Annotated in this window: 22 protein-coding genes; 10 read left to right on the top strand and 12 right to left on the bottom strand. The window is 36.7% G+C overall.

The features are described from left to right. Nucleotides 1-196: 196 nt before the first annotated feature. The 7 genes from IX38_RS17125 to IX38_RS17095 form a co-directional block, all read right to left on the bottom strand. Complete coding sequence (locus IX38_RS17125) at nt 197-1828, bottom strand: M1 family metallopeptidase (protein ID WP_034707028.1); 1632 nt, start codon at nt 1826-1828, stop codon at nt 197-199. A gap of 81 nt (nt 1829-1909) precedes the next feature. Beyond that, complete coding sequence (locus IX38_RS17120) at nt 1910-2305, bottom strand: hypothetical protein (protein WP_034707025.1); 396 nt, start codon at nt 2303-2305, stop codon at nt 1910-1912. Nucleotides 2306-2318: 13 nt separating this feature from the next. After that, entirely contained in the window at nt 2319-3071 is a 753-nt protein-coding gene (locus IX38_RS17115) for a class I SAM-dependent methyltransferase (protein WP_034707023.1), read from the bottom strand. Further along, nucleotides 3035-3799, bottom strand: a complete 765-nt coding sequence (locus IX38_RS17110; protein WP_034707021.1) for a DUF2071 domain-containing protein — start codon at nt 3797-3799, stop codon at nt 3035-3037. The genes IX38_RS17115 and IX38_RS17110 overlap by 37 nt, the downstream gene beginning before the upstream one ends. Continuing rightward, nucleotides 3792-4178 carry a DoxX-like family protein gene (locus IX38_RS17105; protein ID WP_034707019.1) on the bottom strand — a complete coding sequence of 129 codons (387 nt, stop codon included), beginning with the start codon at nt 4176-4178 and terminating at the stop codon, nt 3792-3794. Before IX38_RS17105 ends, IX38_RS17110 begins: the two co-directional genes overlap by 8 nt. A gap of 150 nt (nt 4179-4328) precedes the next feature. Further along, nucleotides 4329-5153, bottom strand: coding sequence for a twin-arginine translocase subunit TatC (gene tatC / locus IX38_RS17100; protein ID WP_034707018.1), 825 nt, complete (start codon nt 5151-5153; stop codon nt 4329-4331). A gap of 227 nt (nt 5154-5380) precedes the next feature. Continuing rightward, nucleotides 5381-6340, bottom strand: coding sequence for a KpsF/GutQ family sugar-phosphate isomerase (locus IX38_RS17095; protein WP_034707014.1), 960 nt, complete (start codon nt 6338-6340; stop codon nt 5381-5383). 158 nt (nt 6341-6498) lie between these two features. Here IX38_RS17095 and recQ point away from each other — a divergent pair, with 158 nt between their 5' ends. The 5 genes from recQ (at nt 6499) to lpdA (ending at nt 12292) form a co-directional block, all read left to right on the top strand. After that, entirely contained in the window at nt 6499-8703 is a 2205-nt protein-coding gene (gene recQ / locus IX38_RS17090; protein WP_034707013.1) for a DNA helicase RecQ, read from the top strand. A 23-nt stretch (nt 8704-8726) separates the two neighbouring features. Next, the gene (locus tag IX38_RS17085) at nt 8727-9245 is read left to right on the top strand and encodes a hypothetical protein (protein WP_034707009.1); all 519 of its coding nucleotides are present in this window, start codon (nt 8727-8729) and stop codon (nt 9243-9245) included. A 10-nt stretch (nt 9246-9255) separates the two neighbouring features. Continuing rightward, nucleotides 9256-10338: a glycosyltransferase gene (locus IX38_RS17080; protein ID WP_034707007.1), complete on the top strand. Its 1083-nt coding sequence runs from the start codon at nt 9256-9258 to the stop codon at nt 10336-10338. A gap of 76 nt (nt 10339-10414) precedes the next feature. Further along, entirely contained in the window at nt 10415-10765 is a 351-nt protein-coding gene (locus IX38_RS17075) for a hypothetical protein (RefSeq protein WP_034707004.1), read from the top strand. A gap of 123 nt (nt 10766-10888) precedes the next feature. Then, nucleotides 10889-12292, top strand: a complete 1404-nt coding sequence (gene lpdA / locus IX38_RS17070; RefSeq protein WP_034707003.1) for a dihydrolipoyl dehydrogenase — start codon at nt 10889-10891, stop codon at nt 12290-12292. 147 nt (nt 12293-12439) lie between these two features. Here lpdA and IX38_RS17065 read toward each other — a convergent pair whose 3' ends face one another. Beyond that, on the bottom strand, nt 12440-12892 hold the full coding sequence (locus tag IX38_RS17065; RefSeq protein WP_034707042.1) for a hypothetical protein: 453 nt from the start codon (nt 12890-12892) through the stop codon (nt 12440-12442). A gap of 140 nt (nt 12893-13032) precedes the next feature. Here IX38_RS17065 and IX38_RS17060 point away from each other — a divergent pair, with 140 nt between their 5' ends. Then, nucleotides 13033-13857: a CvfB family protein gene (locus IX38_RS17060; protein ID WP_034707000.1), complete on the top strand. Its 825-nt coding sequence runs from the start codon at nt 13033-13035 to the stop codon at nt 13855-13857. Nucleotides 13858-13891: 34 nt separating this feature from the next. On the opposite strand, the gene IX38_RS17055 is transcribed toward IX38_RS17060, so the two are convergent. Genes IX38_RS17055 through IX38_RS22075 form a run of 4 tightly spaced genes read right to left on the bottom strand, consistent with a single transcriptional unit; the run spans nt 13892 to nt 19044 of the window. Beyond that, on the bottom strand, nt 13892-14230 hold the full coding sequence (locus IX38_RS17055; RefSeq protein WP_034706997.1) for a DUF4280 domain-containing protein: 339 nt from the start codon (nt 14228-14230) through the stop codon (nt 13892-13894). 15 nt (nt 14231-14245) lie between these two features. After that, nucleotides 14246-15124, bottom strand: coding sequence for a hypothetical protein (locus tag IX38_RS17050; protein ID WP_034706994.1), 879 nt, complete (start codon nt 15122-15124; stop codon nt 14246-14248). Between the two features lie 2 nt (nt 15125-15126). Further along, complete coding sequence (locus IX38_RS17045) at nt 15127-15696, bottom strand: hypothetical protein (RefSeq protein WP_034706991.1); 570 nt, start codon at nt 15694-15696, stop codon at nt 15127-15129. Between the two features lie 18 nt (nt 15697-15714). Further along, entirely contained in the window at nt 15715-19044 is a 3330-nt protein-coding gene (locus IX38_RS22075) for a phage baseplate assembly protein V (protein WP_051884841.1), read from the bottom strand. A 490-nt stretch (nt 19045-19534) separates the two neighbouring features. On the opposite strand from IX38_RS22075, the gene IX38_RS17035 reads away from it, so the two are divergent. From IX38_RS17035 to IX38_RS17020, 4 genes are all read left to right on the top strand, one after another. Beyond that, a complete protein-coding gene (locus IX38_RS17035) occupies nt 19535-20128 on the top strand; it encodes a TetR/AcrR family transcriptional regulator (protein ID WP_034706989.1) in 594 nt (197 codons plus the stop codon). Nucleotides 20129-20217: 89 nt separating this feature from the next. Next, nucleotides 20218-21570 (top strand): TolC family protein, encoded by a 1353-nt coding sequence (locus IX38_RS17030; protein ID WP_034706987.1) that lies wholly within the window; start codon nt 20218-20220, stop codon nt 21568-21570. A 9-nt stretch (nt 21571-21579) separates the two neighbouring features. Next, on the top strand, nt 21580-22641 hold the full coding sequence (locus IX38_RS17025; RefSeq protein WP_034706983.1) for an efflux RND transporter periplasmic adaptor subunit: 1062 nt from the start codon (nt 21580-21582) through the stop codon (nt 22639-22641). A 7-nt stretch (nt 22642-22648) separates the two neighbouring features. Continuing rightward, a complete protein-coding gene (locus IX38_RS17020; protein ID WP_034706979.1) occupies nt 22649-25837 on the top strand; it encodes an efflux RND transporter permease subunit in 3189 nt (1062 codons plus the stop codon). Nucleotides 25838-26225 lie beyond the last annotated feature (388 nt).

The following is a 26225-nucleotide window of genomic DNA, read 5'->3' as shown; positions in this document are numbered from 1 at the left end:
CGCCTGAAAACATCCATACAATTTAAAACTTTGCGCCTTTGCGATTTTCCAACAAAAAAATTAAACAGCTTTTTCAATGAGTAGAAGGTGATACCATTAATCGAACTGGCTGTAAATTTGCAAAATACACTATGTGAAATAGTCAGGAAGGCAAAAGGCAAATCCGCTGTTTTACGAATTTGCCTTTTTCTTTATTTTACTGAACCTGGTTATAATTGATATAATAGTTCTTATTAAATTCCACTGGTGTGCTCTTTTTAAGTTTGACCGTCTGCCAGTTTTCGGTAGGATTGATGGTCTGGTCACCGTTAATGATTACAGGAAGTTTTAAATCCTTAACCACATCTGTGTACCGGAATTTTAAAGAGTTTCCGTTTTGTGAATACTCAAGGTTAGGGATTTTTACTGTTCTTAAATATTGATTGAAGATACCTGAAAGATCAATTCCTGATTTAGAAGACATATAATCTTCGATCTGTTTTGTGGTAACAGTCTGGTGATAAAAATCTTTGTTCAGCCCTCTTAAAATCTGCCTGAATTTCTCATCATTATTAATGATCTGTCTTATCGTGTGGAGCATATTGGCCCCTTTCGGGTACATATCACCGCTGCCTTCATTTCTGACCCCGTATTTTCCGATAATCGGAACATCATTTTGGATCCTGTTACGGACACCTATGGCATAGATGTCCGCCGATTTTTTATCCATATATTTTTCTACGAAAAGAACTTCGGAATACATGGTGAAACTCTCATGGATCCACATATCCGCCTGGTCTTTTGCCGTAATATTGTTGGCAAACCACTCGTGGCCGCTTTCATGGATAATAATATAGTCCCATTTAAGCCCCACACCGGTTTCAGAAAGATCCATGCCACGATAGCCGTTCTGGTAATTGTTTCCGTAAGCTACATTGCTTTGGTGTTCCATGCCCAGATAAGGAGCATCCACCAGCTTGTAGGAATCTTCATAGAAAGGGTATGGCCCGAACCAGTATTCAAATGCAGAAAGCATCGGCTTTACCTGCTGAAACTGTTTCTTTGCCTTTTCAAGGTTGTAGTCCAGTACCCAGTAATCCAGGTCAAGCTTTCCTTTCTCTCCATCAAAAGTATCTTTAAAATTGACATATTTCCCGATATTCGGAATGATAGAATAAGCATTGATCGGGTTTTTCACTTCCCAGGTATAAGCTGTTTTGCTGCCTTCCGTTTTTTTGCTGGTCAGTCTTCCGTTTCCAACGCCTACAAGATCGTTAGGGGTAATGATCTTCATAACGATACCGTTTTCCGGCTCATCACTCCAGATATCCTTTGTCGGAAGCCATATGGAGGCTCCGATTCCCTCATCGGCAACGCTCATCCAGGGATTTCCTTTTTCATCTTTAGTGAAAACCCAGCCTCCGTCCCAGGGTGCATTTTTTGCAATCAGAGGTTTTCCGGAATAGGTTACATCAATGGTATATTTTTCTCCTTTTCTGAACTTCTTTTTTGCGGTTACGAAAATAAAATCGCCATCCTGCTTATAGCCGGCAACAGGAAAGTTACCTTCAACTTTGTCTGCTTTCATCGGTTTCTGCAAATCGATCTGGAAAACAGGATCAGTAATATCCCGGGTAATCTCAAAGCTGATCTTATTATATCCTTTAATGCTTTTCTGGTCGAAATCCGGCTCTACGGAAAGATCATATTTTCTGACATCCCAAAAATCCCTGAACCGGGTATCAGAACCCTTCAGGGTATCCTGTTTTGTGTAAATTTTATCTTTTTCAAAGAACTGCCCGAAAACCAGCCCCGAAGCAAATAAAAGTGTATATGTCAGCTTTTTCATTTAAAATCAAATTAAATTCTATCAAAAATAGAAAAATTAATACCAAAAAATTCGATTTAAATACAAATAATTTTATCCTGCTTACTGGAAGTATATGATCCAAAACAAAACACTTATGTATATCCAGAATAAGGAAAAAATAATATGGGTAACCGTTTCAAAAGCTTTTCCTTTCCATAATTCCGACGAATATCCGAAAAACTGAATGAACAGCCGGGTGGTCCAGAAGACAGCTAATCCAAGGGCTATTTTTTTACCAAGACCAGGTTCTGTTAACTCATGGGGAGACGTTACACAGAGCAAGCCCATAAGAAATACCGTTAAGGCAATAAAGAGGGTATGAACCCTCATCATTTCCCGGTTTATCAGGCTCAATGACCGAAGCTCTTTTTCCCAGTTAAAATATTTAGGAAAAATAATATGTATAAATGCTAAAGCAATCAGAAGCATTCCGGTTATTTGTAATTGAAGTTCCATATGGATTCAATGATTAAGGAGTATAAATGAAAATTGACATGAAAGGTGTAAATTTCACCTCTTTGCAAGATGTAAAACCTGCATTTTTAAAAGCATTTTTCCATACATCTTTTGAAAAGAAGTGGGTAAAACCCACAGAAAAAGCTAAAAAATTGGGGAAATCTCTAAGGTGCTCCACCATGATTATTTTTCCATCGGGTTTGCATAAACGGCGGCATTCCTTCAGGAACAGGATTTTTTCTTCATGCACCCTTATTTCGTGTACAGCAGAAAGCAGGAAAATAATATCAGCAGATTGATCATTTAATGGGATTGAGTTTGACTGTATCTGTTGGGTGTCAGGATATACAATACTCACTTTCCTGGCTCTTACTATAGCGGGTTCCGTATGTCGTTTCGCGTCATAAAAATCAAAAACTTTTAAATCGGCCTGTGGAAATTTGTCTTTAATAATGTAGCTCGTTTCATCAAATCCGGCATTGATATTTAAAATCTGCTGTATTTTTGATTCATCAATGGAACATTTGTTCAGCCATTGAAAATTATAATATCCCGAAAAATCATAAACATAAGCTGAAACAATTAATGGCATTATAAGTCCATAAAGAAATGCAGCCATGATGAGCCAGTACAGAAGATCTGGCCATTCAAATAGTTGATGACTGATCGTAATTAAAGCTAAGATCCCTATTCCTACGATGTAAAAATGCCGGTTAAAGCTTAAGATATTCAGGACACCCTGAAATTTTCTTCTTGTTGTTTCCATGGTTCAATTTTTCCTTTTTTCCAGTAGTATGGAATATTTTTGATGATAAATGCATTGGCTAAAACAGGATTTTCAAGTTTCAGCGTATCTAAAAATCCGAAATTATAGTCGAGAATCTCTACCGGTGCAGGAATCCAGTTCTGTCTTACTCCTTCAATGATAAGAACTTCCCGGGTTTCTTTATTGTAAGTAAAAGTAAAAGGCAAAGGTCCCGCAAATCTTCTTGCTTCTTTCCAGTCTGCAAAGGGAGAATCTGCAGGTAAAGGAATATTTTGCTCTCTATTGCTGATAATGACTTTAAATTTGGACTTAACAGACTGTATTTCTTTTACGTTTTCTTTTTCAGTCTGATGAATGTCTGTGGTAGAATAATTATAATGAGTGAATAAATTACCCATAAATTCCATTTTCTTTTTATCTGTTTCAGATTTAAGAATATACAGCCCACGCAATTTTTTTCCGTTATTGTTTCTGTACCTTACAAATACCCGGTAGCCGATCAGAAAAAAATCGTTTCCCATAAACTTTGGAAACCCTTTTGGACGTAAGTCTTTTGTCTGAACCATTGCCGCTGCTACAAAAGCCCACCGGTCCCGGAAGGTATCAAGCTCCAGACAGTCCGGGATAAGATGTTGTAATTGTTCTTTGGGAACGGCAAATGTCAAAACAATTGAACTTTCAAAAAAAGCTTCGACGGCAAACGGATGGTTTTTTAAAAAGTTAAGCATGATGATTTAATTTTTTTGGATTCACATGAAACTCATTAAAATAAATAAGTAAAATAAAGAGAAAGGCAAATAATGAATTGAATCTGCCCCAAAGCAATAAATCCGGAGTCAGTATAAATTCAAGCATATTCATGGCCGCAATGATTGTGATTTGTACAATTGCATTGAGTCTGGAATTATTTCCCGTTAAGATCCATAGAGCCATTATCATTTCTGAACATCCAATCAGAATGGTAAGCAGTCTTGAATAATGATCATTTAAAATTCTTGCAACAATTTCTTCATGGCGCGGAACAAAGTTCAATACTTTACAGACAAGGCCGTTGATAATCCAGACCAGGGCAATACAGTAATTTAATATGTTGTGGATATTTTTCATTGAATCAGGAATTGGGTTGATTAATTTCTATTCAAAGATAAAAATATTTTTGAACTTTCAGTAATTATTGAAAATAAAATCTCAAAAAAAACAACTCTTTTGGTATAAAGAGCTGTTTAATAATATTTTATATTTTTAATTTAACCTGTACTATCGAATAGTTGGCAAATTTCCTGAGTTTTTCTGTACTTTTTTATAAGTAAAAGAGCACATGATGATACTGAACTCATAAAGGATAAGCAGTGGAAAAGCCGCCATTATCATACTTAAAACATCTGCAGGTGTAATGATTGCTGCAACGACCATGATCAGAACAATAGCATGACGGCGATATGTTTTCATAAACATAGGTGTAAGGATTCCGATGCTCGTAAGGAAATAGATAAGGATAGGAAACAGGAAAATAACGCCCATCCCTAAAATTACCTGCAAAAACAGCGTAGTATAATCACTTAAGTCATACAGCGGAATGATAATATCGGAGATCTTAAAAATAACCCCGAAATTCACAGCGAACGGAAGAATTAAGAAGTAACCGCATAAAACGCCTGTCATAAACAGGATCCACACTGCATTGATAATAAAAATAGAGTTCTTTCTTTCTTTAGGATGAAGAGCCGGACCTATAAATCTCCATAGCTCCCACACGATATACGGAAAAGCACCTACCATACCTCCGAAAACAGAAACAGCCATCATCACGTTGAACTGCTGGTAAAGCCGTTGTACACGAACCGGAAAGTCTTTCGGAAGGTGAATACTGTCTTCCCCTAAAAGCATTCTTGAAAAATGGTTGACTATCCTGAAAGTTGGAAAATCATTTCTGGTCGGCCCAAAAAAGATATGGTCCATGATCCAGTTGATATTGAATCCTACAGCCACAGCAACAATTACAATAGCGATAATTGAGCGGACAAGGTGGCCTCTTAATTCTCCAATATGTCCCCAAAAGGACATTTCTTTTTTTTCGTCCATATACTAAAGTCTCTCTAAAATAGCCAGCCTGTAAAAGGCAAGCCGTTTAAGTGTGCAAAATTATGAAATAATAACCAGTATTCAGAATTATTGATAGTGATTTTATTTAAGCTTATAAAAGGAAGTAGTCCCATGTTTGGTTTTCAGAAAAAGCAGACGGTATTTTTGCGGATACCGCCTGATGATGTATCGTAATCGCGATCAGTGAAAAATGGTTTTAAATAGAATTAATTGATCCCTTCATCAAGCAATGTATGAAGATCTATAATTCCGGAATAGGTTCCGTTTTCTGTCACAATGAGCTGGCCGATATTATTTTCCTTCAGGATTTTCATAGCCTCTTTTGCCAGGGTATCCCTTTCAATGGTTTTAGGGTTGGCAGACATGATGTCTTTTGCCTGGATTTTAGTGATATCATCACCTTTCATCAGCATTCTTCTCAGATCCCCGTCAGTGATCACGCCAATAATCTTTTCGTCGCGGGTTACCACTGTTATTCCATGGCTTGATGCACTTATTGAAATAATAACGTCTCTTACCGGGGCATTTTCCTCAATCTGAGGTTTCTGAGGGGATAAAAACTGGTCTACTTTTGAAACAAGGTTCTTTCCTAAACTTCCTCCCGGATGGAATTTGGCAAAATCATTCTCTCTGAAATCATTCAACTCCATCAGGGCAACAGCCAGAGCGTCTCCAAGGGCCATCTGGAGGGTTGTGGAACTTGTCGGGGCCAGTTTGTTCGGGCAGGCTTCCACATCTACGTGGGTGTCCAGTACAATTTCGGAAAATTCAGCAAGTTTACTGTTTTTATTTCCCGTCATCCCGATCAGCGCAGAAGAATAATCCTTTAAATAAGGAACAAGATTGGCTATTTCAGGTGAATTTCCGGAATTTGAGATGCATAAAACCACATCCTGCTTCTGGATCACACCCAGATCTCCGTGGATGGCTTCAGAAGCATGAAGGAATTGTGACGGGGTACCTGTAGAATTTAGAGTGGCAACAATTTTATTGCCTACGTGGGCAGATTTCCCGATTCCCACAACGATTAATTTCCCCTTTGCCGAATGAATAATCTCCACTGCTCGGGCAAAATCTTCATCAATTCTGTTCTTTAATTTTTCAAGTTCTGAAATTTCTATCTCTAAAGTACTCTTGGCAATTGAAATAATATCGGTTCTTTCCATTTTTTAATTTTAAAGCATACAAAAAATCCATTAAAAAACGTTATATTTAAAAAAGAATATTTAATATAAGTTTTATTTTTTATAAATTCGTTCGCTTTTATTTTAAGCAGAATTTTTATAACTTTGGGTTGGATGCAAATTTAGCAATAGAAAATTAGATGAACGCAAAAAAAGCCAATTTATCAGGCGAGTTGAAAAAGTATTTCGGGTTTTCTACATTTAAAGGCCAGCAGGAACAAATTATAGAAAACCTACTTAGTGGGAAGGATATATTTGTCTTAATGCCGACAGGAGGTGGTAAATCATTATGCTACCAGCTTCCGGCACTTATTTCAGAAGGTACGGCAATAGTAGTTTCGCCCTTAATAGCGTTAATGAAAAATCAGGTAGATGCGGTAAACGGTCTTTCATCTGATGAAGGCGTAGCGCACGTTTTAAATTCATCATTAAATAAGACACAGACCAAGCAGGTTTTCGACGATATCAAGGGTGGTAAGACCAAGCTTTTGTATGTCGCTCCGGAATCGTTGATCAAAGAGGATTATCTGGATTTCCTTAGAGAAGTTAAGATTTCTTTCGTGGCCATTGATGAAGCACACTGTATTTCAGAATGGGGACACGATTTCAGACCGGAATATAGAAACCTGAAATCAATTATCGACAGGATTGCTGAAGTTCCGGTCATTGCTCTCACCGCTACTGCAACACCAAAAGTTCAGGATGACATTCAGAAAACTTTAGGCATGAGTGATGCGTTGGTTTTTAAAGAAAGCTTCAACCGTCCGAACCTATATTACGAAGTACGTCCGAAAGTGAATGTAGATAAGGAGATCGTAAGATTTATCAATCAGCATAAAGGAAAATCGGGGATTATTTACTGTTTAAGCAGGAGAAAAGTGGAAGAGTTTGCCCAGCTGCTGCAGGTGAACGGGATCAATGCGCTTCCGTACCACGCCGGCCTTGACCAGAAAGTAAGGGTAGCCAATCAGGATAAATTTCTGATGGAGGAAGTAGATGTTATTGTGGCCACCATTGCATTCGGAATGGGAATTGACAAGCCGGATGTGCGTTTTGTGATCCATTATGATTTTCCTAAATCCCTGGAAAGCTATTATCAGGAAACCGGAAGAGCGGGAAGAGACGGCGGTGAAGGCCACTGTATCGCGTTTTATGATCCTAAGGATATTGAGAAACTGGAAAAATTCCTTGCACAGAAAGCCGTTTCCGAAAGAGAAATCGGATTACAGCTTCTGAATGAAGTGGTAGGCTACGCCGAAACTTCAATGAGCAGGAGACAGTATATTCTTTATTATTTCGGAGAAAATTTTGATCCGGTGAAGGGTGATGGAGCCAATATGTGTGACAATTCCTCTAACCCTCCGAAATTAAAAGAGGCAACAGCAGATCTGAAAAAAGTTTTAACCCTGATTAAAGATACTGGTGAAAAATTCAAATCTAAAGATTTGATCTCAGTGATTGTCGGAAAAGAAAATGCCGTTACAAAATCATATAAACTGGAACAGACCTCTCATTTCGGTTTCGGAAAAGAGGGAAATGACAACTACTGGAAAACCATTTTAAGACAGGCTACGGTTCAGGGATTTCTGCAGAAAGATATTGAAACCTACGGCGTTTTGAAAATGTCTGATAAAGCAAGAAACTTCCTGGATAAACAGTCTGAAGAACCGTTCCTGATTGCCGAAGACAGGGAGTTTGACCTTTCCCAGACGAAAGCAGAAAGTGAGCAGGTACAAATGCAGGCCAGTACAGGTCTGGATCAGAATCTCTTTGGTCAGTTAAAAGATCTGAGAAAAAAAGTAGCTAAAAAATATGGAATTCCGCCTTATACGGTTTTCATGGATCCAAGCTTAGAGGATATGACGGTTCAATATCCTGTTTCATTGGATGAGATCGCGAAAATATATGGGGTAGGAGAAGGAAAAGCCAAAAAATACGGTAAAGAATTCGCAGATTTTATTAAAACGTACGTTGAGGAAAACAATATAGAACGTACTCAGGATATGGTACTGAAACAGGTGGCCAACAAATCCAGCCACAAAGTTTTCATTATCCAGAGTACCGACAAAAAGATCGACCTGGAAGATATTGCAAGAGCTAAGAATCTTTCGATGAATGAGCTTTTAAAAGAAATGGAAAGCATCGTTTATCAGGGAACCAAGCTGAATATTGACTATTATATAGAAGATAATTTCGATGAAGATATCGTAGACGGCTTCATGGAATTCATGACCGAGTCTGAAAGTGACAGCATGAAAGTGCTTCTCGATGAATTTGGGGATGAACTTTCTGATGAGGAAGTAAGAATGCTGAGGATAAAATTCATCAGTGATGTAGCCAACTAAGAATGGATTTACACAATAACGAAATGATTTTAAAAGAAATTCTTCCAAAGAAGAGTTTCTTTTTTAATATGACCGAAAAAATAAGAATCTTGTTTTCATTTTTTTATTTGGGAATATCTACGGTTCTTCTTATCAATATGACGTCCTTCTTTTTCTTTTTTGCAATTGTATTTTTTGGAGCAGGACTCTATTTTGCTTTTTTTAGATGGGTTTTACGGTATTTTGATTTGAGAGATAATTATTATCTCATTACTAATGAAAGAATTATTGTTGCTGAAAAGTTGACTAAAGAGATTGTCAAGGAAAAAAAGCTTACAGAAATAGATCAGGTCAATATTGAAATGAATAATAAATTTTTTGGGAATATTATTTTTGGCGAACCAGAAACTATTTTTGGAAAAAATGAAGAACTTTTTTCTTTTAAGAGGAGTGGGATGAATTTTGCTGAAGATGAGTATGCCTTTATAAGTGTTGAAAATATCAGCGAAATTATTCCCATCTTTGAAAATTTAAAATTAAAGGTTAACAAAACTTTTTACTAATTTTACACTGATGAAAAAGATTTCTGTCATATTTATTCTGCCGGATCTGGAAACCGGTGGTGCAGAAAGGATTGTTACCACCATTGCCAATCATCTTTCCAGAGACCGGTTTGAACCCAAAATCCTATTGCTTCGCAAACAGGGCGGATATCTTAATTTCCTTAAAAAAGATGTCGAAATCATAGACATCAATACAGAAAGGATCAGGCATTCCCTCAAACCAATTTTGGGTGAAATCTACCGCAGAAAGCCTGATATTGTATTTTCAGGTTTCGGAGAGGTAAATGCTTATCTGGCACTGTTTATCAAACTGTTTCCAAAAACTAAATTTATTGCCAGGGAAACCAATGTGGTCACACAGCATGTAACCCGGAAAGAGATTAAATTTTTCTATAATTTTTACAATAACTATCAGAGGATCATTGCACAGAGCGATGATATGATGCATGATCTTGTAGATAATTTCAATATTAAGAAAAAGAAAATCGTTAAAATAAACAATCCTGTCGATTTTGATTTTATCAATGAAAAGCTGGAAGCCTCTGTAAGACCGGAATGTTTTAAGTACAATTACAAAAATGTAGTGGCAATAGGAAATCTTTCTTCCAGAAAAGGGTTTGACAATCTTCTGAAAGTTTTTTCCAGGCTTAAAAACGAGAATATTCTGCTTCATATCCTGGGCGACGGTAAAGATAAAGACGTATTGCTCCAGATGAAAGATTTTCTTGGGTTAAAAAATGTCATTTTTCATGGCAGGCATGATAATCCTTACCAGTTTTTAAAATATGCAGACCTCTTCATTCTCTCTTCACGGTACGAAGGTTTCCCGAATGTTCTTTTGGAAGCAGGGGCCTGTGGAACTTATTCTTTGGCCAATAACTGTCCCGGAGGTATTAATGAGATCATTCAGCATCAGGTGAACGGGGAAGTTTCCAATATAGAAAATTATGAAGATTTTTCCCAAACAGTAATGAAAGTCCTGCAAGGGAATTATAACCGTGATGCGATAAAAAATTCAATCAGATCAAGGTTTTCAAAGGATATCATTCTCGATAAATATGAAAAGGTTCTGATTGATCTGATGAAAAAATAATTGCCGGATTTGCGTTATGGATTCATATTTTTTACATTTGATCCTCATTAATTTTATTTAAAATCAATATTCATCAATGAATAAAATCCCCAAAATCGGATGTGCTTGTGAAAAACCGACTTCGGACTATACTGAATACAGAAGTTCTGAATTAGGCATAGACCATACTAACGGAAGATATGCAGAAGTAACGATTCAGCAGTGCAAACTTTGTCAAAGAATATGGATTCATTATTTTGTTGAATCTGAACATTATTCCAAATCGGGAAGATGGTACAAAGGAATCGTTTCAAAAAAAGACCGCTCACAAATAACCCCTGAAAATGCCGTAGAATTTCTGGAAAGCCTTGAATGGTATGTTTACGGAGGTTCGTTTTTTGAAAGTACCGGGGCAATAGGTAGCGGAAAAGTCAGAGCAGACTTATAACCGTTTTGGGAGAATTGAGAATTTTCCCTTTCAAAATTGATAAAACTCACTTTGGTGCTTGGTAATTTATATGTAAATTTGTAAGAATTAAAGAGATAATAACAAACAAATTCATATAATAACATGAGTCAATTCGATGTTACCGTAATCGGTTCTGGTCCTGGAGGTTATGTAGCAGCTATCCGTGCAGCACAGTTAGGTTTCAAAACAGCAATTATTGAAAAATATTCAACTTTAGGCGGAACTTGTCTTAACGTTGGATGTATTCCGTCAAAAGCGCTTTTAGACAGCTCTGAACATTTCGAAAACGCGAAGCACAACTTTGCCGGCCACGGAATCATCATTAATGAGCCACAGGCTGATATCGCAAGAATGATCGAGCGTAAGAATGAAGTGGTAAAACAGAATACAGATGGGATCAACTACCTGATGAACAAAAACAAAATCACTGTTTTTGAAGGATTGGGAAGCTTCGAATCTGCTACTCAGATTAAAGTAACGAAAAACGACGGTTCTTCTGAAACCATCGAATCCAAATATACCATTATCGCAACCGGTTCCAAGCCGTCTTCTTTACCTTTTATCTCAATCGATAAAGAAAGAGTGATCACTTCTACAGAAGCTTTAAACCTTAAAGAAATTCCTAAGCACCTTGTCGTAATCGGCGGAGGTGTAATCGGTCTTGAATTAGGTTCTGTATACTTAAGATTGGGAGCTCAGGTAACTGTTGTTGAATTCATGGATAAGATCATCCCTGGAATGGACGGTGCTTTAAGCAAGGAACTGACTAAAGTTCTTAAGAAGCAGGGAATGAAATTTATGCTTTCTACGGCTGTTTCTGCTGTTGAAAGAAACGGAGATACTGTAAAAGTCACTGCCAAAGATAAAAAAGGAGAAGAAGTTACAGTAGAAGGAGATTACTGTTTGGTTTCTGTAGGAAGAAGACCTTACACAGACGGTCTTGCTCTTGAAAAAGCAGGGGTGGAACTTGATGAGAGAGGAAGAGTAAAAACAAACGACCACTTACAGACTAATGTAGCCAACATCTACGCGATCGGTGATGTGATCAAAGGAGCGATGCTTGCTCACAAAGCTGAAGAAGAAGGTGTTTTGGTTGCTGAAATACTGGCAGGCCAGAAACCTCACATCAACTACAATCTGATTCCTGGTGTTGTGTACACCTGGCCTGAAGTTGCCGGAGTTGGTAAAACCGAAGAGCAGTTAAAAGAAGAAGGAGTCGCTTATAAAGTAGGTTCTTTCCCAATGAGAGCATTGGGTAGAAGCCGTGCAAGTGGTGATGTTGATGGTCTTGTGAAGATCATTGCAGATGAAAAAACCGACGAAGTTTTAGGAATGCACATCATCGGGGCCAGAGCTGCCGACCTTATCGCAGAAGGGGTGATTGCTATGGAATTCCGTGCAAGTGCCGAAGATATCGCAAGAAGTTCCCATGCCCACCCAACCTATGCTGAAGCTATTAAAGAAGCAGCACTGGATGCAACAGGGAAGAGACCTATCCATATGTAATTTTTGATTGAAAGATTTAAAAATTCAAATATTTAAAGATTAAAGAGAAGCGTTTTTGCTTCTCTTTTTTTTGTGAAAACAGAAAAAACTGGCTGCCAATTTATAAATTTTTAATAATAGACCTCGATATTAACAGAGATGCTGGTGCTACATCCATCTCAAATGATCATAAAATTTCGAGTTCTTTGCCGGGGCAATATTGAACTGGACTCCAAAAGTAATTCCTTTAAAAAATCTTTCCCTGTGTATGGGAATAGCGTACCCGGTATTGATATAGAAAATATTGATGAAAGAAAATCCTATTCTCGGCTCTATGGAATATGGATTGACGGATACCCCTATAAGCCGCCCTTCAATATTGGTATAATAAATATTAGCCTCGGGAAGAAATTTATCTTTTTGGTTGATAGAGGTGTAAAGCATTGATGCTCCTGCAATCAGAGACTGTTCGCCGGCTGTATTCGTTTTGAATTCTAAACCGGCCTGTAAAACATTTCGTCCTGTATAACGGTAAGCGACGTTAAAGGCTGTTTTGTCCAATATCTGGGCGTGAGCTGTGATGCTGAACAGACAGCAGATCAGTAAAGAATATAATCTCATATCAGGTATTTTGGTTACATCAAATGTACAGGTTTTATCATTAGTTTGAAAGAAGATGAATTCTGTGATTTGCACTAAAATGGCATATGTAGTTTTAAAATCTTCAATTTTATGTACCTTTGTGGCTAATTTTATATTCAATGCAACTCGGAAAAACCCAGACTTTAAAAATTTCAGAAAAAAACCATTCAGGATGGATCCTGGTGGATGAATCAGGCGAAAAAGCTTTTCTGCCAAAGGTTTTCACCAGCGATGATAAGGATATTGATGATGATGTTGAAGTTTTTGTCTATCAGGATGACGGAAAATTAAAAGCGACCACTGAAATCCCATTGGCCGAAGTGGGAGAATATGCCGTAATGAGCTGTGTACAGAGCCTTCCGAGCGGTGCATTCATGGACTGGGGAATCATTAAAGATCTTTTTATCCCTTACAAGCAGCAGAAATCCAAAATTATTGAAGGCAAAAGATATCTGGTTCATCTTTATGTAGATGAAATTCTTGATCTGATCACCGGAACTACAAAATTCAAAAGAAACCCTCAATATCAGGATCTTCCTTTTGAAAAAGGTGAAAAAGTAGATCTGATCATGATGAATGAAAGCGAGCTGGGCTGGAATGTGGTAATCAATAAAAAATACATCGGGCTCGTTTATACCTCTGATGTATTCAAAAAACTGTATCCTTTATCGGAAGAAAGCGGTTACATCAAGGCTATCCGTGAAGATGGGAAGATCGATATATCTTTACAGCCTGAAGGTTTTGAGAACGTAGATGAATTCAGGCAGAAAATTCTGGACAAACTGGAAGAGAACTACGGACTTCTTTTTCTGTCGGACAAGTCTACACCCGAGGAGATCAAGGATGAGCTTCAGATGAGCAAAAAGAACTTTAAAAAGGCGCTCGGCGGACTTTATAAAGATAAAATCGTCGATATTTTAGATGACAAAATAAAATTGGTTTAAAAATAAAAAACGGGCAGAATTTTCTGCCCGTTTTTTATACAATTTCGTGTTTTTCTGAATGTCCTTTGTTTTGTACAGAAATTTTTCCTCCCATGGTACATTTACAGGTACTATCCTCTGTAAGAATTTTATAATTATTGATGGTATCTTTTTCTGTGGTTTTCTCCCATTTTATAATTGCAGGGCTGCATTTACTTTTAGTAACAGCACAAACCCCGAAACTTGGGATATTGATTTCGGGTTGTTTGTCTTGTTCTGTGGCAATCAATTTATTTTCAGCTTTGCTAAACGTTTGGCTGGTTACTTTTAATTGGCTTGGTTTTGCGCCTTTGTCGCAAAGTAAAATGGCTTTTTCTGTGAGTTTATGAGGCATAATTTTAAATTTAGATTATCCCCAAAAACCTTTTTTCTTAGGCTTTACATCATTTTCATCTGCAAGAAAACTGCTTTTTTTTGCATCGGTTTTAGGAGTTTCTGTAGATTTTATTAAATCTGCCCGACTTGTTTTGCGCAGATGCTCATTGTATTGTTCCTGTTCGAAGATTTTCCATTCAGCATGAGTGTAATTTTTACCTTCATAAGTTCTATAGCTTTTATTTTCACTCATCTTTGTTTTGCGAATTTCACGTATGCTGTTATTTGATGGAGGAATAGATATGTCATACCTATCATAATATACAGTATTAAATGTTTCATTTCCGTCAGAATCATCAATAATTACACACATTCTTAAACTTGATTCATTTATATTTAAATCAATGTTTTCTAATAACGGTTTATAAAAATATAAATACCAAATATTGCTTTTGTCTGTTTTTTCTCTCCATATAAAAGTTTTATCAGTATATAAATTTTCATCTTGAGATTTATCTTGAAAACCAATTTCAGATTTAAATTTATTTTCTTTTGCTAAGAGAATTGCTTTGTTGAGAATTGCTTCAAAAGTATGTTTAAATCCATTTTCGTGATCAATTGTTTTCACAACTTTACCATTATTATCAAAAAAATATTCAACACCATACTTTTTATTAAGATATTTATCATAACAATATTTGTTTGCTATCACATTATTTGGATGGAAGTTTTTTGTTACGTTAAACCATCCATTAATAGTGTTTATCCATACAATTGATCCTTCTGGGGAATATCCATAGATTTCAATATGTCCATTATTATTTGTTATCGTCTTTGATATTGATTTTGAGAGGTCAACATCTCCTAATTTTCGAATATCAAAATATTCAATTTTATCATTTACAGCTATCATGACTAATAAATTGTTTTTGTTAGAGATATTATTTCCTCGCCCTTTGAGTCAATTTTCCAATTTTTATTTTTTAATATATGATACTTTGTTTTTTTTCTATTCTTCATTTTCCAATCTGTAAGAATAGTTGTAATGATAATATGGTTCTTATCAACTTTTTCTTGTATAATGAGAAGTAGGGGGACAGATGTTATTATCTTTTTTGCTTTTTCATTTTCAATATCTGTTCTAATATTTCCTTTTAATACAAAAACTGGCGCATAGGGTTCAGACCATAAAACATTTTTATTCTTAGTCAGGATAGAAATATATTTTTTTTCAATTCTCTTTTTGTCAAAAAAATAATTTCCAAATAGTTCATTATTATTATTGATTTCTTCAACATCCTGTCCATCGACATATACGAAACCATATTTATTATAAGACTGAATTAATACCGAATCTTTAATATTTATATCCTCTTTAATTTTATCTAGTATTGGTAAGAAATCACTCTTACTTACCTGTGCTTTACAAGAAATCATCTGTATAGAAATAAGTATTATGACTAAAAAATAAATAATTTTTTTCATGTTGTTGTTTTATAAAAATTAACTTCCTCCTGTTGCAGGAGCAGGGGTTGAGGTTGGAACTGGAGTACCCGATGGAGTTGGAGTGCTGGCTGGTGTTGCTGGGGGTGTTACAACGATATCTTGTACTAAAGAATGGGATCGTAAAATTTCCCATTGCCATTTCCATAATGAGTAAGGGGTTATGTTAGCCAAATGTCCATAATCCATAATGTTTTCAGTCGCTTTAAATTTATATAAAAATCTTGCTGAAGAGCTTGAAGCTGTTCCAAATGTATGTCCTAAACCTAAAGAATGACAACATTCATGTGCAACGTCACGAACTGTACCTCCAACATACATAATACACCTTCCTCCGCCAAGAGGACTGCCAATTCCTCCAACGGATAGTCTGTCAGCAGTTATAAATGCTTTTTCATTAACAAAATATACCCTTAAATAATTTTCATATTTAAAACTACCATCAGTGTTCTTGCCGATTGGTCTATTTCTAAATTCATCATCTAAATATTCCGATAAAGTAAGTCCATTTACATTACCACTAACATTTATTTCGTTAACATTCATCAAAGTGTTACTTTGTATCAAAGTATTTGGATTACTTGTCCCTCTCAAATGTCTTATGTCTAAATCAACTTCTTGAAAATTTGGAGTGATGTTAGCTTGTTTTAATGCGTTTGTTAATTCAACCCTTCCATTTGAACTTCCTGTTTTTACTCCATTTCCAAAATCTCCCCAAACCTTGACCAAGACCACATCAATTTTTTTTGAAGAATTAGAATAAACATGTAAAAAACCTGCTTCTTGCTGATCTGATATTATCCTAATAGTTTTAGAAGTTCCAGCAGGAATATCTTTTATACACTTTATAGTTATACCATCTACTATAGAAAATCTTTTTTCAGCTCTAACTGCCAATCGAGTATAATGCATATTATCTTTAGGAGAACTTTCTGCCGTAGGGTTAGCAGAACCCGCTCCAGCAGATGTTTGAATTGTAAAATATTCGTGTTCATAAGCAACAAAAACATTTTGTGGTAATTTTTTTTTATCTTGAATAAAAACATCTAAGGAAACTCTGACATCAACATTCTTCTTCAGCAAAAGCCAAGATGGAAGTGCTTCTACAGGTTTACCTTTTACTTTATACCAAGGAATCAAACTAGCAATACCATATTCATTCTTGAGGCTGTTTATCATTGTTGAGTTCATTGAAAATTTTGCATCAGGGTTACTAGAAGGATATTTGTCATATTGTCCAACTAATGTGTCATAAAATTTATCTCCAGCCCATTTAGATCCATAAACTTTTTTTGTATCTGCAACTCTATACCAATCAAAACCATAGTTTTTACCATTCCAATTATTCATTGGTCTAAATGAAGCAAATAATGTTGAAGTTATGGTAACTTGTGTCATGGATAATTCTGATGCGGTATTACTTAACTTGGTTCCAGATTCTCCCCTTACTTCAATATTACCTTTTGAATTAATAATGGCAGATTGATTAGAATGAACTAAAAGATTTTCAAAACCTGCCAACTGTGTATCTTTTGACTCTACTTTAAAATCTTTTTCTGAATTTATTAATGCAGAAGTAGATAGTAACTTATAATATTCACTTATTTGGTGTAAAACAGGTGTAGTAAATATAGTTTGTTTGAAAATATTAAACAGTGCAATATCTACTACATTAAAGGTCATATTTTGTCCGACCTGAACATTAAAATTTTGTCCTACATTGATCGTCAGATTTTTTGGAACATTTAGTACCGTATTACCTTTGCCATCTTGCTGTATGAAGTTTCCATCCGGTGTTGATTGCTTCCAGCTTCCTTCCGCATCGTTAAATATCTGCTCAATTCCGCTTCTCGTTTTTACCGCCTTTATATCATTTCCGGCAGTATAATAACCGCTTGCTTCATTTCCATTATAAGTAGCTCCTAATACAAAAGGTTTTTCGGCATTGTTGCTTTCAAAACCAACCAAGACCTCATCGCCAACTTCGGGAATTTTGTAATTTCCGCGTCCCGCTCCGGCGTAATCTGTGAGTGTTTTTATCCACGGTGTTTTTTGATTTTTTGCCATTTGCCATGGAAACTGTACTCTTATTCTTCCTGCTCCTAAAGGATCGTTATTATCTATAACCCTACCTGTTTGTATCTCACCGAAAGGTACTGCATCATTATCTTGATAAGGAGGATTGAACAAATCTGGGATACCGATAAACTCATTATAGTAAGTATCACCATTGTAATAATGCTTTATTTCGATGATTCGGTACGTTTCCATTGCTTTAGAATTGATGTCCGAAATTTTTGCACGACCGCCTATTTTCAGTTCAGGATCTTTGCTTTTTCCTTTTACCAAAATGAGGTTTTCTCTGTTTTCGCGTTCCTTTCTTACCGCTTCCTGCAGTTCGCTTCCATTTCTTCCGCTTATTCCTGTATGATTAAAGTGCATTTGCGGTTTCTTCCTGAAAATCTTTTTTGAAGAATTGATAAGGATTGCCTGAAAAGGGTTTTCTTTATACTGCGATTGACTTTGCGAAGAGTCTTTGGTCATTTGTTCACCCGAAACAGCATCATAAGAAATGTAACCAAAATCCTGTGGTTTTATATTCAACTCAAATTCTACATCAATCAAATCAACGCCTTCATTCAATTTTACAATGGGCTGCACCTTATTTCCGAAAACTAAATCTTCACCATTGTAGTAAAAATATTCTCCGTACAGCACGGATAATCTTTTGATAAACTGATAATCTGTTTCTTTGTATTGTACGGTATATGGAATGTTGTATTTTGTATTGAGAGTTTCTGATTTTACTTTGGCTTCCTGCGGATAGGGTGAGCAGATTTCAGAAATAATCTGGGCTAAAGTTTTATCTTCAAAACTTTGGCAGTCTTTACCACTTTCCAAAAAAATGCTTGGGGCAAAGCCTGTGATAATCAAATTTCCATATCCGCCTCCTTCATTTTTCTTGTTAGTGACTTTACCTATAATTCCTCTAAAAGACTGTTTTGAGCTTCCGTATCTCCAAAAATCAATAGTAATATTTTTACCGCTAAGATTTTTTGAGTTTTCCATTACATAGCCTTCGAAGCTGTCAAAATTATCATCGGGCGTGGTAATCTCAAAAGTATCGTGGTGGTTGGTGTTTTGAATGATTTCTACGGCAAAGCTGCCTTTAAAATCTTTGCCGTCTATGGAAATAAAGCAATACACCATCGGGCTTTTGCTCTCTTTCGCGAAATCAAGATACGTTTTATCGGAAAAGTGTTTTTTTAAATCGTCGGGATGGTTTAAACGTCCGTTTGTCCCGAAAGAAGGAAATTCTTTGTTTTTCATCTTAATGCTTGTGTTTGTGTTTGTGTTTTCAAATATAATTATTTATTTCATTCATTGTTGTTTTATCACACCAACTTCTGAAATAAAAAGAGGGTGTGAATTACTGTCATCCTTATCTTACTGGTATAACCCAATTTGCAGTCATATTTTCTTTTTGATTTAATATTACCAGTATTTAAGACAAGAAAATGAACTGCTTAAAAGTAATGTTGAAAAGCGGTGCGCACATACGTAAATACTTTGCGAATACAAGTTAACAGTATAATAAAAAGCCTTTGCACACATAAAAAAATTGCGTCTCAAAAAGGATAAAAGTAATTTCCGCTTAGATGAATGCATTCTGCACATATAAGATTGCTTTATTCACAATTAACTATCCTTAGTTGATAATATATGATGCAAATCATAATAATTTCTATTAATTATTTTGTTTAACAATTTTGTCAAAACAGATGATTGGTTTATATTTGCACAAAATTGTTTAACAAAAATGTCAAAACAAGAAAAAAAAGATCAAACACAGGAATTAATAAAGGAAACCGCAAAGAATTTATTCTTTGTGAAAGGGAAATTTAACGCTACTACGCAGGAAATTGCAGACGAAGCGGGAGTCAACAGAACACTTATCAATTATTATTTCCGTTCAAGAGACAATTTGATTCAGATCATTTTTGATGAAGCACACAGGGTGGAAAAAGAAAAATCTGAAATCATCATGAATTCTGATCTTCCTTTTAAAGTTAAAATAGCTGAGTTCATCGAAGGGAGCCTGTCTACAAGCCTTCAGTATCCTTATCTTGAAACTTATATTGTTTCACAGATCAATAAAGGAATCTGTCACACAAGAGATGTGGAGGAAGATAATTTGAAAAAACTTTACAAAGACATTGAAAAAGAAATGGAATTGGGAAATATCGAAAAAATGGCACCGATTCAGTTTCTTTTAAATATGATTTCACTTTTAGTATTTCCGAGTGCTGTCCGTCCTTTACTTTTAGAAAATCTCATGATTACTGATACTGAATTTGACCAAATTATTTCCGAAAGAAAGGACATCATTTTAAATATGTTATTTAAAAATTAAAAAATGTTAAAGTATTTTAAGAAATGATTCGTCATTTATAGATATAAAGAGAATAATATACATTAAAAAAATAAACGAAGTATAAAATTATGAAAAGAAAACGTATAACTGCTAGGAAGCTAAAAATTGGGATAGCTGCAGCATTTATGATTTTCGGCTTTTCATCGGTATCTGCCCAGCAGCAGGTTTCTTTACAGGAAGCCATCAAGCAGGCACTGCAAAACAAAGCAGAAGCTAAAAAAGCAGCCTTGCAGATCAAAAAAGCCGAATATAAAATTGATGAAGCCAGAGCAGGTGCATTACCACAGATAAGTGCCACGGCAGGATTAACTTATAATCCTGTTATTCAAGAGTCTTTGCTTGAATTTGGTGGAGAAAGAATCAGAGCTCAGCTGGGACAACCCTGGAGTTCTACCGCTTCCGTACAGCTTCAGCAGGCTTTATTTGACCAGAGAGTTTTTACAGGTCTTAAAGCCGCAAAATCTACAAGAGAATTTTACGTTTTGAACGCTCAGCTGACGAACGAACAGATCATTGAAAATGTAGCAACAGCTTACTATCAGGTATTTGTACAGGTAGAAAATTTAAAGACAGTAGAAGCGAGCTATGCCAATACCGAAAGAGTAAGAAACGTTATTAAAAGTTTGGTAGATAATGGCCTGGCAAAAGCCATTGACCTGGATCGTACGAATGTTCAATTAACGAATATCGGTTCAAGCAAACAGCAGCTAATCAATTCCGTTGAACTTTCAAAAAACGCTCTGAAGTTTTATATGGGAGTTCCGATCGGCACTGAAATCGAGCTTGAAGAAAAAACAATCGAGCCCAAACCGGAATTGATCGCAAGTACTTTAAATCTTGATAACCGTACGGAAATCAAAGTTTTGAATAAGAACAGAGAACTTCTTGTGTTTAACAAGAAAGCTACGGAAGCCTATCTTTATCCTACTGTGAGCCTTACAGCAAACTATGGTTGGTCTGGTATGGGTAAAAAATTCCCTTTAACCAACGGTCTTAATAACGGAGTTCTTTGGAGCGACTATTCTGCGATAGGTTTGAACATTAATGTCCCTATTTTTACGGGTGGTGCTACAAAAGCTAAAATTCAGCAGGCAGAAATTGATATTCAGGATCTTGACCAGGATATTCAGAATACACAGCTGACTTTGGATCTTGATCATAAAAATGCCATTGCCAATATGGAAAATGCCATTATCAATATTCAGAGCATGAAAGATAACGTTGATCTTGCGGAAAGAGTTCAGAAAAATACACAGTCAAATTATCAGTACGGTTTAGCAACACTTACGGAAGTGCTGGATTCTGAAAATGCTTTGACGCAGGCAAAACAGAACTATTCAAACGCGCTGCTGGATTACAAACAGGCTGAGATTAAATTAATAAAAGCTAAAGGGGAACTGAACACACTACAAAACTTATAATAAACTAAAATGAAAAAAACTTTAATATATATCATCGTAGCAGCGGTCTTAGTCGGTTTAGCGGCTTACAAGATTGCGGATAACAAGGAGAAACAGACGAAAGAAGTTAAAGAAGTGGCCAAACAGGTTGATAAGATCAACGTGAATGTTGTAACGGTTGCAAGAGAAAACATCAATACCGATTATTCAGCTAACGGAACTTTTATTCCAAAACAGGAAATGAACCAGTCTTCCGAAATCGCAGGACGTATCGTGAATGTTTTGGTAAAAGAAGGGTCAAAAGTGGGTGCGGGCCAGGTTTTGGCAACCATTAAAAGAGATGCAATCGAGGTTGATATTTCTCAGGCTCAAAACAACTTGCAGAATGCCATTATTGATAACCAGCGTTACGAAAATGCCTATAAAACAGGAGGTGTTACAAAACAGCAGCTGGATAATTCAAGATTACAGCTGAAAAATGCACAGGTTGCAGTAAGAGCCCAAGGCGTAAGAGTAAATGATACAAGCATTCGTGCAGGGATCAGCGGAACGATCAATAAAAAAATGGTTGAGCCGGGAACTGTAGTTTCAATCGGAACTTCGATGTTTGAAATCGTTAATATCAACAGTCTTAAACTTTCTGTATTGGTAGACGAAAGCCAGGTGGGAAGAATTGCACTGGGCCAGGAAGTACCAATTAATGTTAATGTTTTACCGGAAGATTCTTTCAGCGGCAGAATTACATTTATTGCGCCTAAAAGTGATGCCTCTTTAAATTTCCCTGTTGAAATTGAAGTTCAGAACAGAGGAAACCTAAAAGCAGGGATGTACGCAACGGCTTTATTTAAAACCAATCATGGTGCTGAAACTCAGAATATGCTGACTGTTCCTGCACAAGCTTTTGTGAACGGAGTAAGTTCAGGGCAATTATTTATCGTAAGCAACGGAACGGCTAAACTGATCAAAGTACAGACCGGAAAAGTATACGGAGACAAAGTTCAGATCTTAAGCGGACTGAATGGTGGTGAACAGGTAATTACCAGCGGACAGATCAACCTTGATAACGGTTCGAAAATCAATATCGTAAAGTAAGCAGAAGATGAAGTTAGCAGAAATATCCATTAAACGACCGTCCCTTGTTATCGTATTGTTTACGATACTTACGCTGGGTGGTTTATTAAGTTACTCCATGATGGGGTACGAGTTGATTCCGAAGTTTGAAACCAATATGGTAACCATTTCTACGGTATATCCGGGAGCTTCGCCTGCTGAGGTGGAAACTTCGGTAACCCGGAAAATTGAAGATGCCGTGGGTTCCCTGGAAAACGTAAAAAAAGTAGAATCTTCATCTTACGAAAGTTTATCGGTGATTATGGTTCAGCTGAATACCGGTGCCGATGTAAACTATGCTTTGAATGATGCACAGAGAAAGGTAAATGCTATTCTGGCAGACCTTCCGGACGATGCAGATCCGCCATCACTGCAAAAATTCTCACTGGATGATCTTCCGATCATGACGTTGAGTATTTCCAGTGATAAATTGAATAATAAAGATCTTTACGACCTTTTAGATAAAAAAATAGAGCCTATTTTTTCCCGTGTAAACGGTGTAGCCCAGGTTGACCTTGTAGGTGGGCAGGAGAGAGAGATTCAGGTAAGCCTGGATGAAAAGAAAATGCAGGGATATGGTATTGCCATCGCAGATGTACAGCAGTCCATTCTTTCCTCCAACCTGGATTTCCCGACGGGAGCTCTGAAGACCAGAACTTCAAGATCCACGATCAGGCTTTCCGGAAAGTATAAAAGTGTAGATGAGATGAATAACCTTGTGGTTTCCAATAAAGATGGAGCCCAGGTTCGTCTGTCTGATATTGCAACCGTTTTCGATACCCAGAAAGATGTGGAGAAAGTGGCAAGGTACAATCAGAATTCAACGATTTTACTGCAGGTTAAAAAACAATCTGATGCCAATGCGGTTTCCGTTTCAGAAGCCATTCAGAAAACCATTGCTAATGTTCAGAGCAACTATAAAACTCAGGGGATTAAAATCAATATTGTAGATGATACAACAGACTTTACGCTTGAAGCTGCGGACCATGTAATTTTCGATTTATTCTTAGCGATTATCCTGGTAGCAGTAGTAATGTTACTGTTCCTTCATAACATCAGAAACGCATTTATCGTAATGGTTTCTATTCCGATGTCATTGATTGCAACGGTAATCGGAATGTATCTGATGGGGTATACCTTAAACCTGATGAGTTTACTTGGACTTTCATTGGTTGTGGGTATTCTTGTGGATGATGCGATTGTGGTTTTGGAGAACGTTTACCGTCACATGGAGATGGGGAAAAGCAGAATCCGTGCAGCCTACGATGGTGCTTCGGAAATTGGGTTTACGGTAACGGCCATTACCCTGGTAATCGTGGTGGTATTCTTACCGATCGCGATGAGTTCAGGGTTGGTTGCTGATATCCTGGCGCAGTTCTGTGTCACGGTGGTTATTGCGACATTATTTTCATTATTGGCTTCATTTACCATCATTCCCTGGTTATCTTCAAGATATGGTAAACTGGTGCATCTGACGGGTAAAAATCCTTTTGAGAAATTTATCCTTTGGTTTGAAAAGCAATTGGAGAAATTCACGCACTGGATCACAGGAATCCTGGAATGGGCTTTAAAAACAACACTAAGAAGAGTCATGACAGTGGTTATAACGTTCATTATCCTGATTTCTTCATTCATGTTGGTGGCTTTCGGGTTTATCGGTGGTGAATTCTTCCCTAAAATGGATAGAGGACAGTTCCTTGTTCAGATGGAATTACCAAAAGATGCTTCCGTAGAAAAAACCAATCAGGTTACTTTAGCGGTTGAAAAGTATCTTAGAAATGATAAAGATGTAGTTGATATGATTACAACAGTTGGCCAGCAGTCATCAGGTTTTGGTGGAGCACAGGCTACATTGTATCAGTCAGAAATCCAAGTTATTTTGGTTGATAAATCTGAACGTAATGAAAGTACAGATATCAAGTCTGCAAAAATCAAGAGAGCTTTAGAAGAAAAATTCACAGGAGTTGAATTTAAAACAGCACCGATCGGGTTAATGGGAGCAGATAATGCACCAATTGAAATGGTGGTAACGGCTCAGGATAACGAAACAGCCAATAAAGAAGCAAATAGGATTCTTGAATTGCTTAAAAAAGTACCAGGTTCTGTAGATGCAGAATTATCAACCGACTCTGGAAGCCCTGAAGTACAGGTAAATATCGACAGAGATAAAATGGCTTCTTTAGGCTTAAATCTTTCAAGTGTAGGACAAACAATGCAGACGGCATTCAGTGGAAATACAGACGGAAAATTCAGAGCCGGAGAGTACGAGTATGATATCAACATCCGTTTTGGTGATGCCAACAGACAGTCGATTGATGATGTGAGAAACTTAATGTTTACAAATCCGGCAGGTGAACAAATCAGACTGAGTCAGTTTGCTGATGTAAAAATGGGTTCAGGACCAAGTTTATTGGAACGTAGAGATAAAGCGCCTTCTGTAAAGGTAAAATCTAAAGTAGTAGGTCGTCCTGTAGGAGATGTTGCCAACGAATGGGCCGCTCAGTTTATGGACAACGAAAAGACCAAACCTGCAGGTGTAAGCTATATATGGAGTGGTGATATGGAAAACCAGACTGAAGGTTTCGGTACGTTAGGAATCGCTTTATTAGCGGCTATCGTATTGGTTTACCTGGTAATGGTTTCATTGTATGACTCATTTGTATATCCGTTCGTGGTATTATTCTCCATTCCTCTGGCATTGATCGGGGTAATGGTTATTCTCGCCATCACCGGAAACTCATTAAACATCTTTACGATGCTGGGGATGATCATGCTGATTGGTTTGGTAGCGAAGAACGCGATTATGATTGTCGACTTTGCGAATATGAGAAAAGCAGCAGGTGCCAATACACATGATGCTTTGATTCAGGCCAACCACGCACGTCTTCGTCCGATCCTGATGACAACAATTGCGATGATCTTCGGTATGATCCCGATTGCGATTGCAAAAGGAGCAGGAGCAGAGATGAACAACGGATTGGCTTGGGTAATTATTGGTGGTTTGACATCATCATTATTCCTGACGCTGATCATTGTACCGGTAGTTTATTCATTATTTGATTCAATTCTAAGAAGAATGGGCAAAGGTGAAAAAGTAGACTACGAAGCTGAAATGAAGGCTGAATATGAACACAAAGAACTAAGTGAAGACGGTTACACACCGAAACACATAGATTAATATAACAACCTTAATTAACCGAAAAAGCGTATCAGAAATGATGCGCTTTTTTTGTGTTTAAAATTGGCGATTAAAAATTGATGGCTGAGGTTCTCGAAGTCATCAATTTTAAGAATAAACTTATGAAAAAGTTGCATGTTGTTGGTTAATCGCAAAGGCGCAAGTTTATAATTAAAACATTGTATTTAAGGCGCAAGGATTTTATCTACGATAAAATTTAAACTGCAAAACTTGCTGAAAATCTTTGATTTTCTTGCGCCTGAAAACATCCATACAGTTTAAAACTTTGCGCTTTTGCGATTAACCAACAGAAAGTAATGTTTTAAAACTCAATAAAAAAGGCTTCCAGAATGAACTGAAAGCCTTTGCTTATTTTTTTATGCTGAAA

This window comes from Chryseobacterium luteum (assembly GCF_000737785.1).
GTDB classification, from domain to species: Bacteria; Bacteroidota; Bacteroidia; order Flavobacteriales; family Weeksellaceae; genus Chryseobacterium; species Chryseobacterium luteum.
Note: the sequence above shows the minus strand (reverse complement) of the source record. Positions and strands in the feature narration are given on the sequence as shown.

Excerpts from the sequence above, each read along its gene's own strand:
- IX38_RS17080 (WP_034707007.1), top strand. The coding sequence starts at position 9,256 with ATGAAAAAGATTTCTGTCATATTTATTCTGCCGGATCTGGAAACCGGT.
- IX38_RS17065 (WP_034707042.1), bottom strand. The coding sequence starts at position 12,892 with ATGAGATTATATTCTTTACTGATCTGCTGTCTGTTCAGCATCACAGCT.
- IX38_RS17095 (WP_034707014.1), bottom strand. The coding sequence starts at position 6,340 with ATGGAAAGAACCGATATTATTTCAATTGCCAAGAGTACTTTAGAGATA.
- IX38_RS17045 (WP_034706991.1), bottom strand. The coding sequence starts at position 15,696 with ATGAAAAAAATTATTTATTTTTTAGTCATAATACTTATTTCTATACAG.
- IX38_RS22075 (WP_051884841.1), bottom strand. The coding sequence starts at position 19,044 with ATGAAAAACAAAGAATTTCCTTCTTTCGGGACAAACGGACGTTTAAAC.
- IX38_RS17075 (WP_034707004.1), top strand. The coding sequence starts at position 10,415 with ATGAATAAAATCCCCAAAATCGGATGTGCTTGTGAAAAACCGACTTCG.
- IX38_RS17105 (WP_034707019.1), bottom strand. The coding sequence starts at position 4,178 with ATGAAAAATATCCACAACATATTAAATTACTGTATTGCCCTGGTCTGG.
- IX38_RS17125 (WP_034707028.1), bottom strand. The coding sequence starts at position 1,828 with ATGAAAAAGCTGACATATACACTTTTATTTGCTTCGGGGCTGGTTTTC.
- IX38_RS17115 (WP_034707023.1), bottom strand. The coding sequence starts at position 3,071 with ATGGAAACAACAAGAAGAAAATTTCAGGGTGTCCTGAATATCTTAAGC.
- IX38_RS17030 (WP_034706987.1), top strand. The coding sequence starts at position 20,218 with ATGAAAAGAAAACGTATAACTGCTAGGAAGCTAAAAATTGGGATAGCT.
- tatC (WP_034707018.1), bottom strand. The coding sequence starts at position 5,153 with ATGGACGAAAAAAAAGAAATGTCCTTTTGGGGACATATTGGAGAATTA.
- IX38_RS17050 (WP_034706994.1), bottom strand. The coding sequence starts at position 15,124 with ATGATAGCTGTAAATGATAAAATTGAATATTTTGATATTCGAAAATTA.
- IX38_RS17055 (WP_034706997.1), bottom strand. The coding sequence starts at position 14,230 with ATGCCTCATAAACTCACAGAAAAAGCCATTTTACTTTGCGACAAAGGC.
- IX38_RS17060 (WP_034707000.1), top strand. The coding sequence starts at position 13,033 with ATGCAACTCGGAAAAACCCAGACTTTAAAAATTTCAGAAAAAAACCAT.
- IX38_RS17025 (WP_034706983.1), top strand. The coding sequence starts at position 21,580 with ATGAAAAAAACTTTAATATATATCATCGTAGCAGCGGTCTTAGTCGGT.
- recQ (WP_034707013.1), top strand. The coding sequence starts at position 6,499 with ATGAACGCAAAAAAAGCCAATTTATCAGGCGAGTTGAAAAAGTATTTC.
- IX38_RS17020 (WP_034706979.1), top strand. The coding sequence starts at position 22,649 with ATGAAGTTAGCAGAAATATCCATTAAACGACCGTCCCTTGTTATCGTA.
- lpdA (WP_034707003.1), top strand. The coding sequence starts at position 10,889 with ATGAGTCAATTCGATGTTACCGTAATCGGTTCTGGTCCTGGAGGTTAT.
- IX38_RS17085 (WP_034707009.1), top strand. The coding sequence starts at position 8,727 with ATGATTTTAAAAGAAATTCTTCCAAAGAAGAGTTTCTTTTTTAATATG.
- IX38_RS17110 (WP_034707021.1), bottom strand. The coding sequence starts at position 3,799 with ATGCTTAACTTTTTAAAAAACCATCCGTTTGCCGTCGAAGCTTTTTTT.
- IX38_RS17035 (WP_034706989.1), top strand. The coding sequence starts at position 19,535 with ATGTCAAAACAAGAAAAAAAAGATCAAACACAGGAATTAATAAAGGAA.
- IX38_RS17120 (WP_034707025.1), bottom strand. The coding sequence starts at position 2,305 with ATGGAACTTCAATTACAAATAACCGGAATGCTTCTGATTGCTTTAGCA.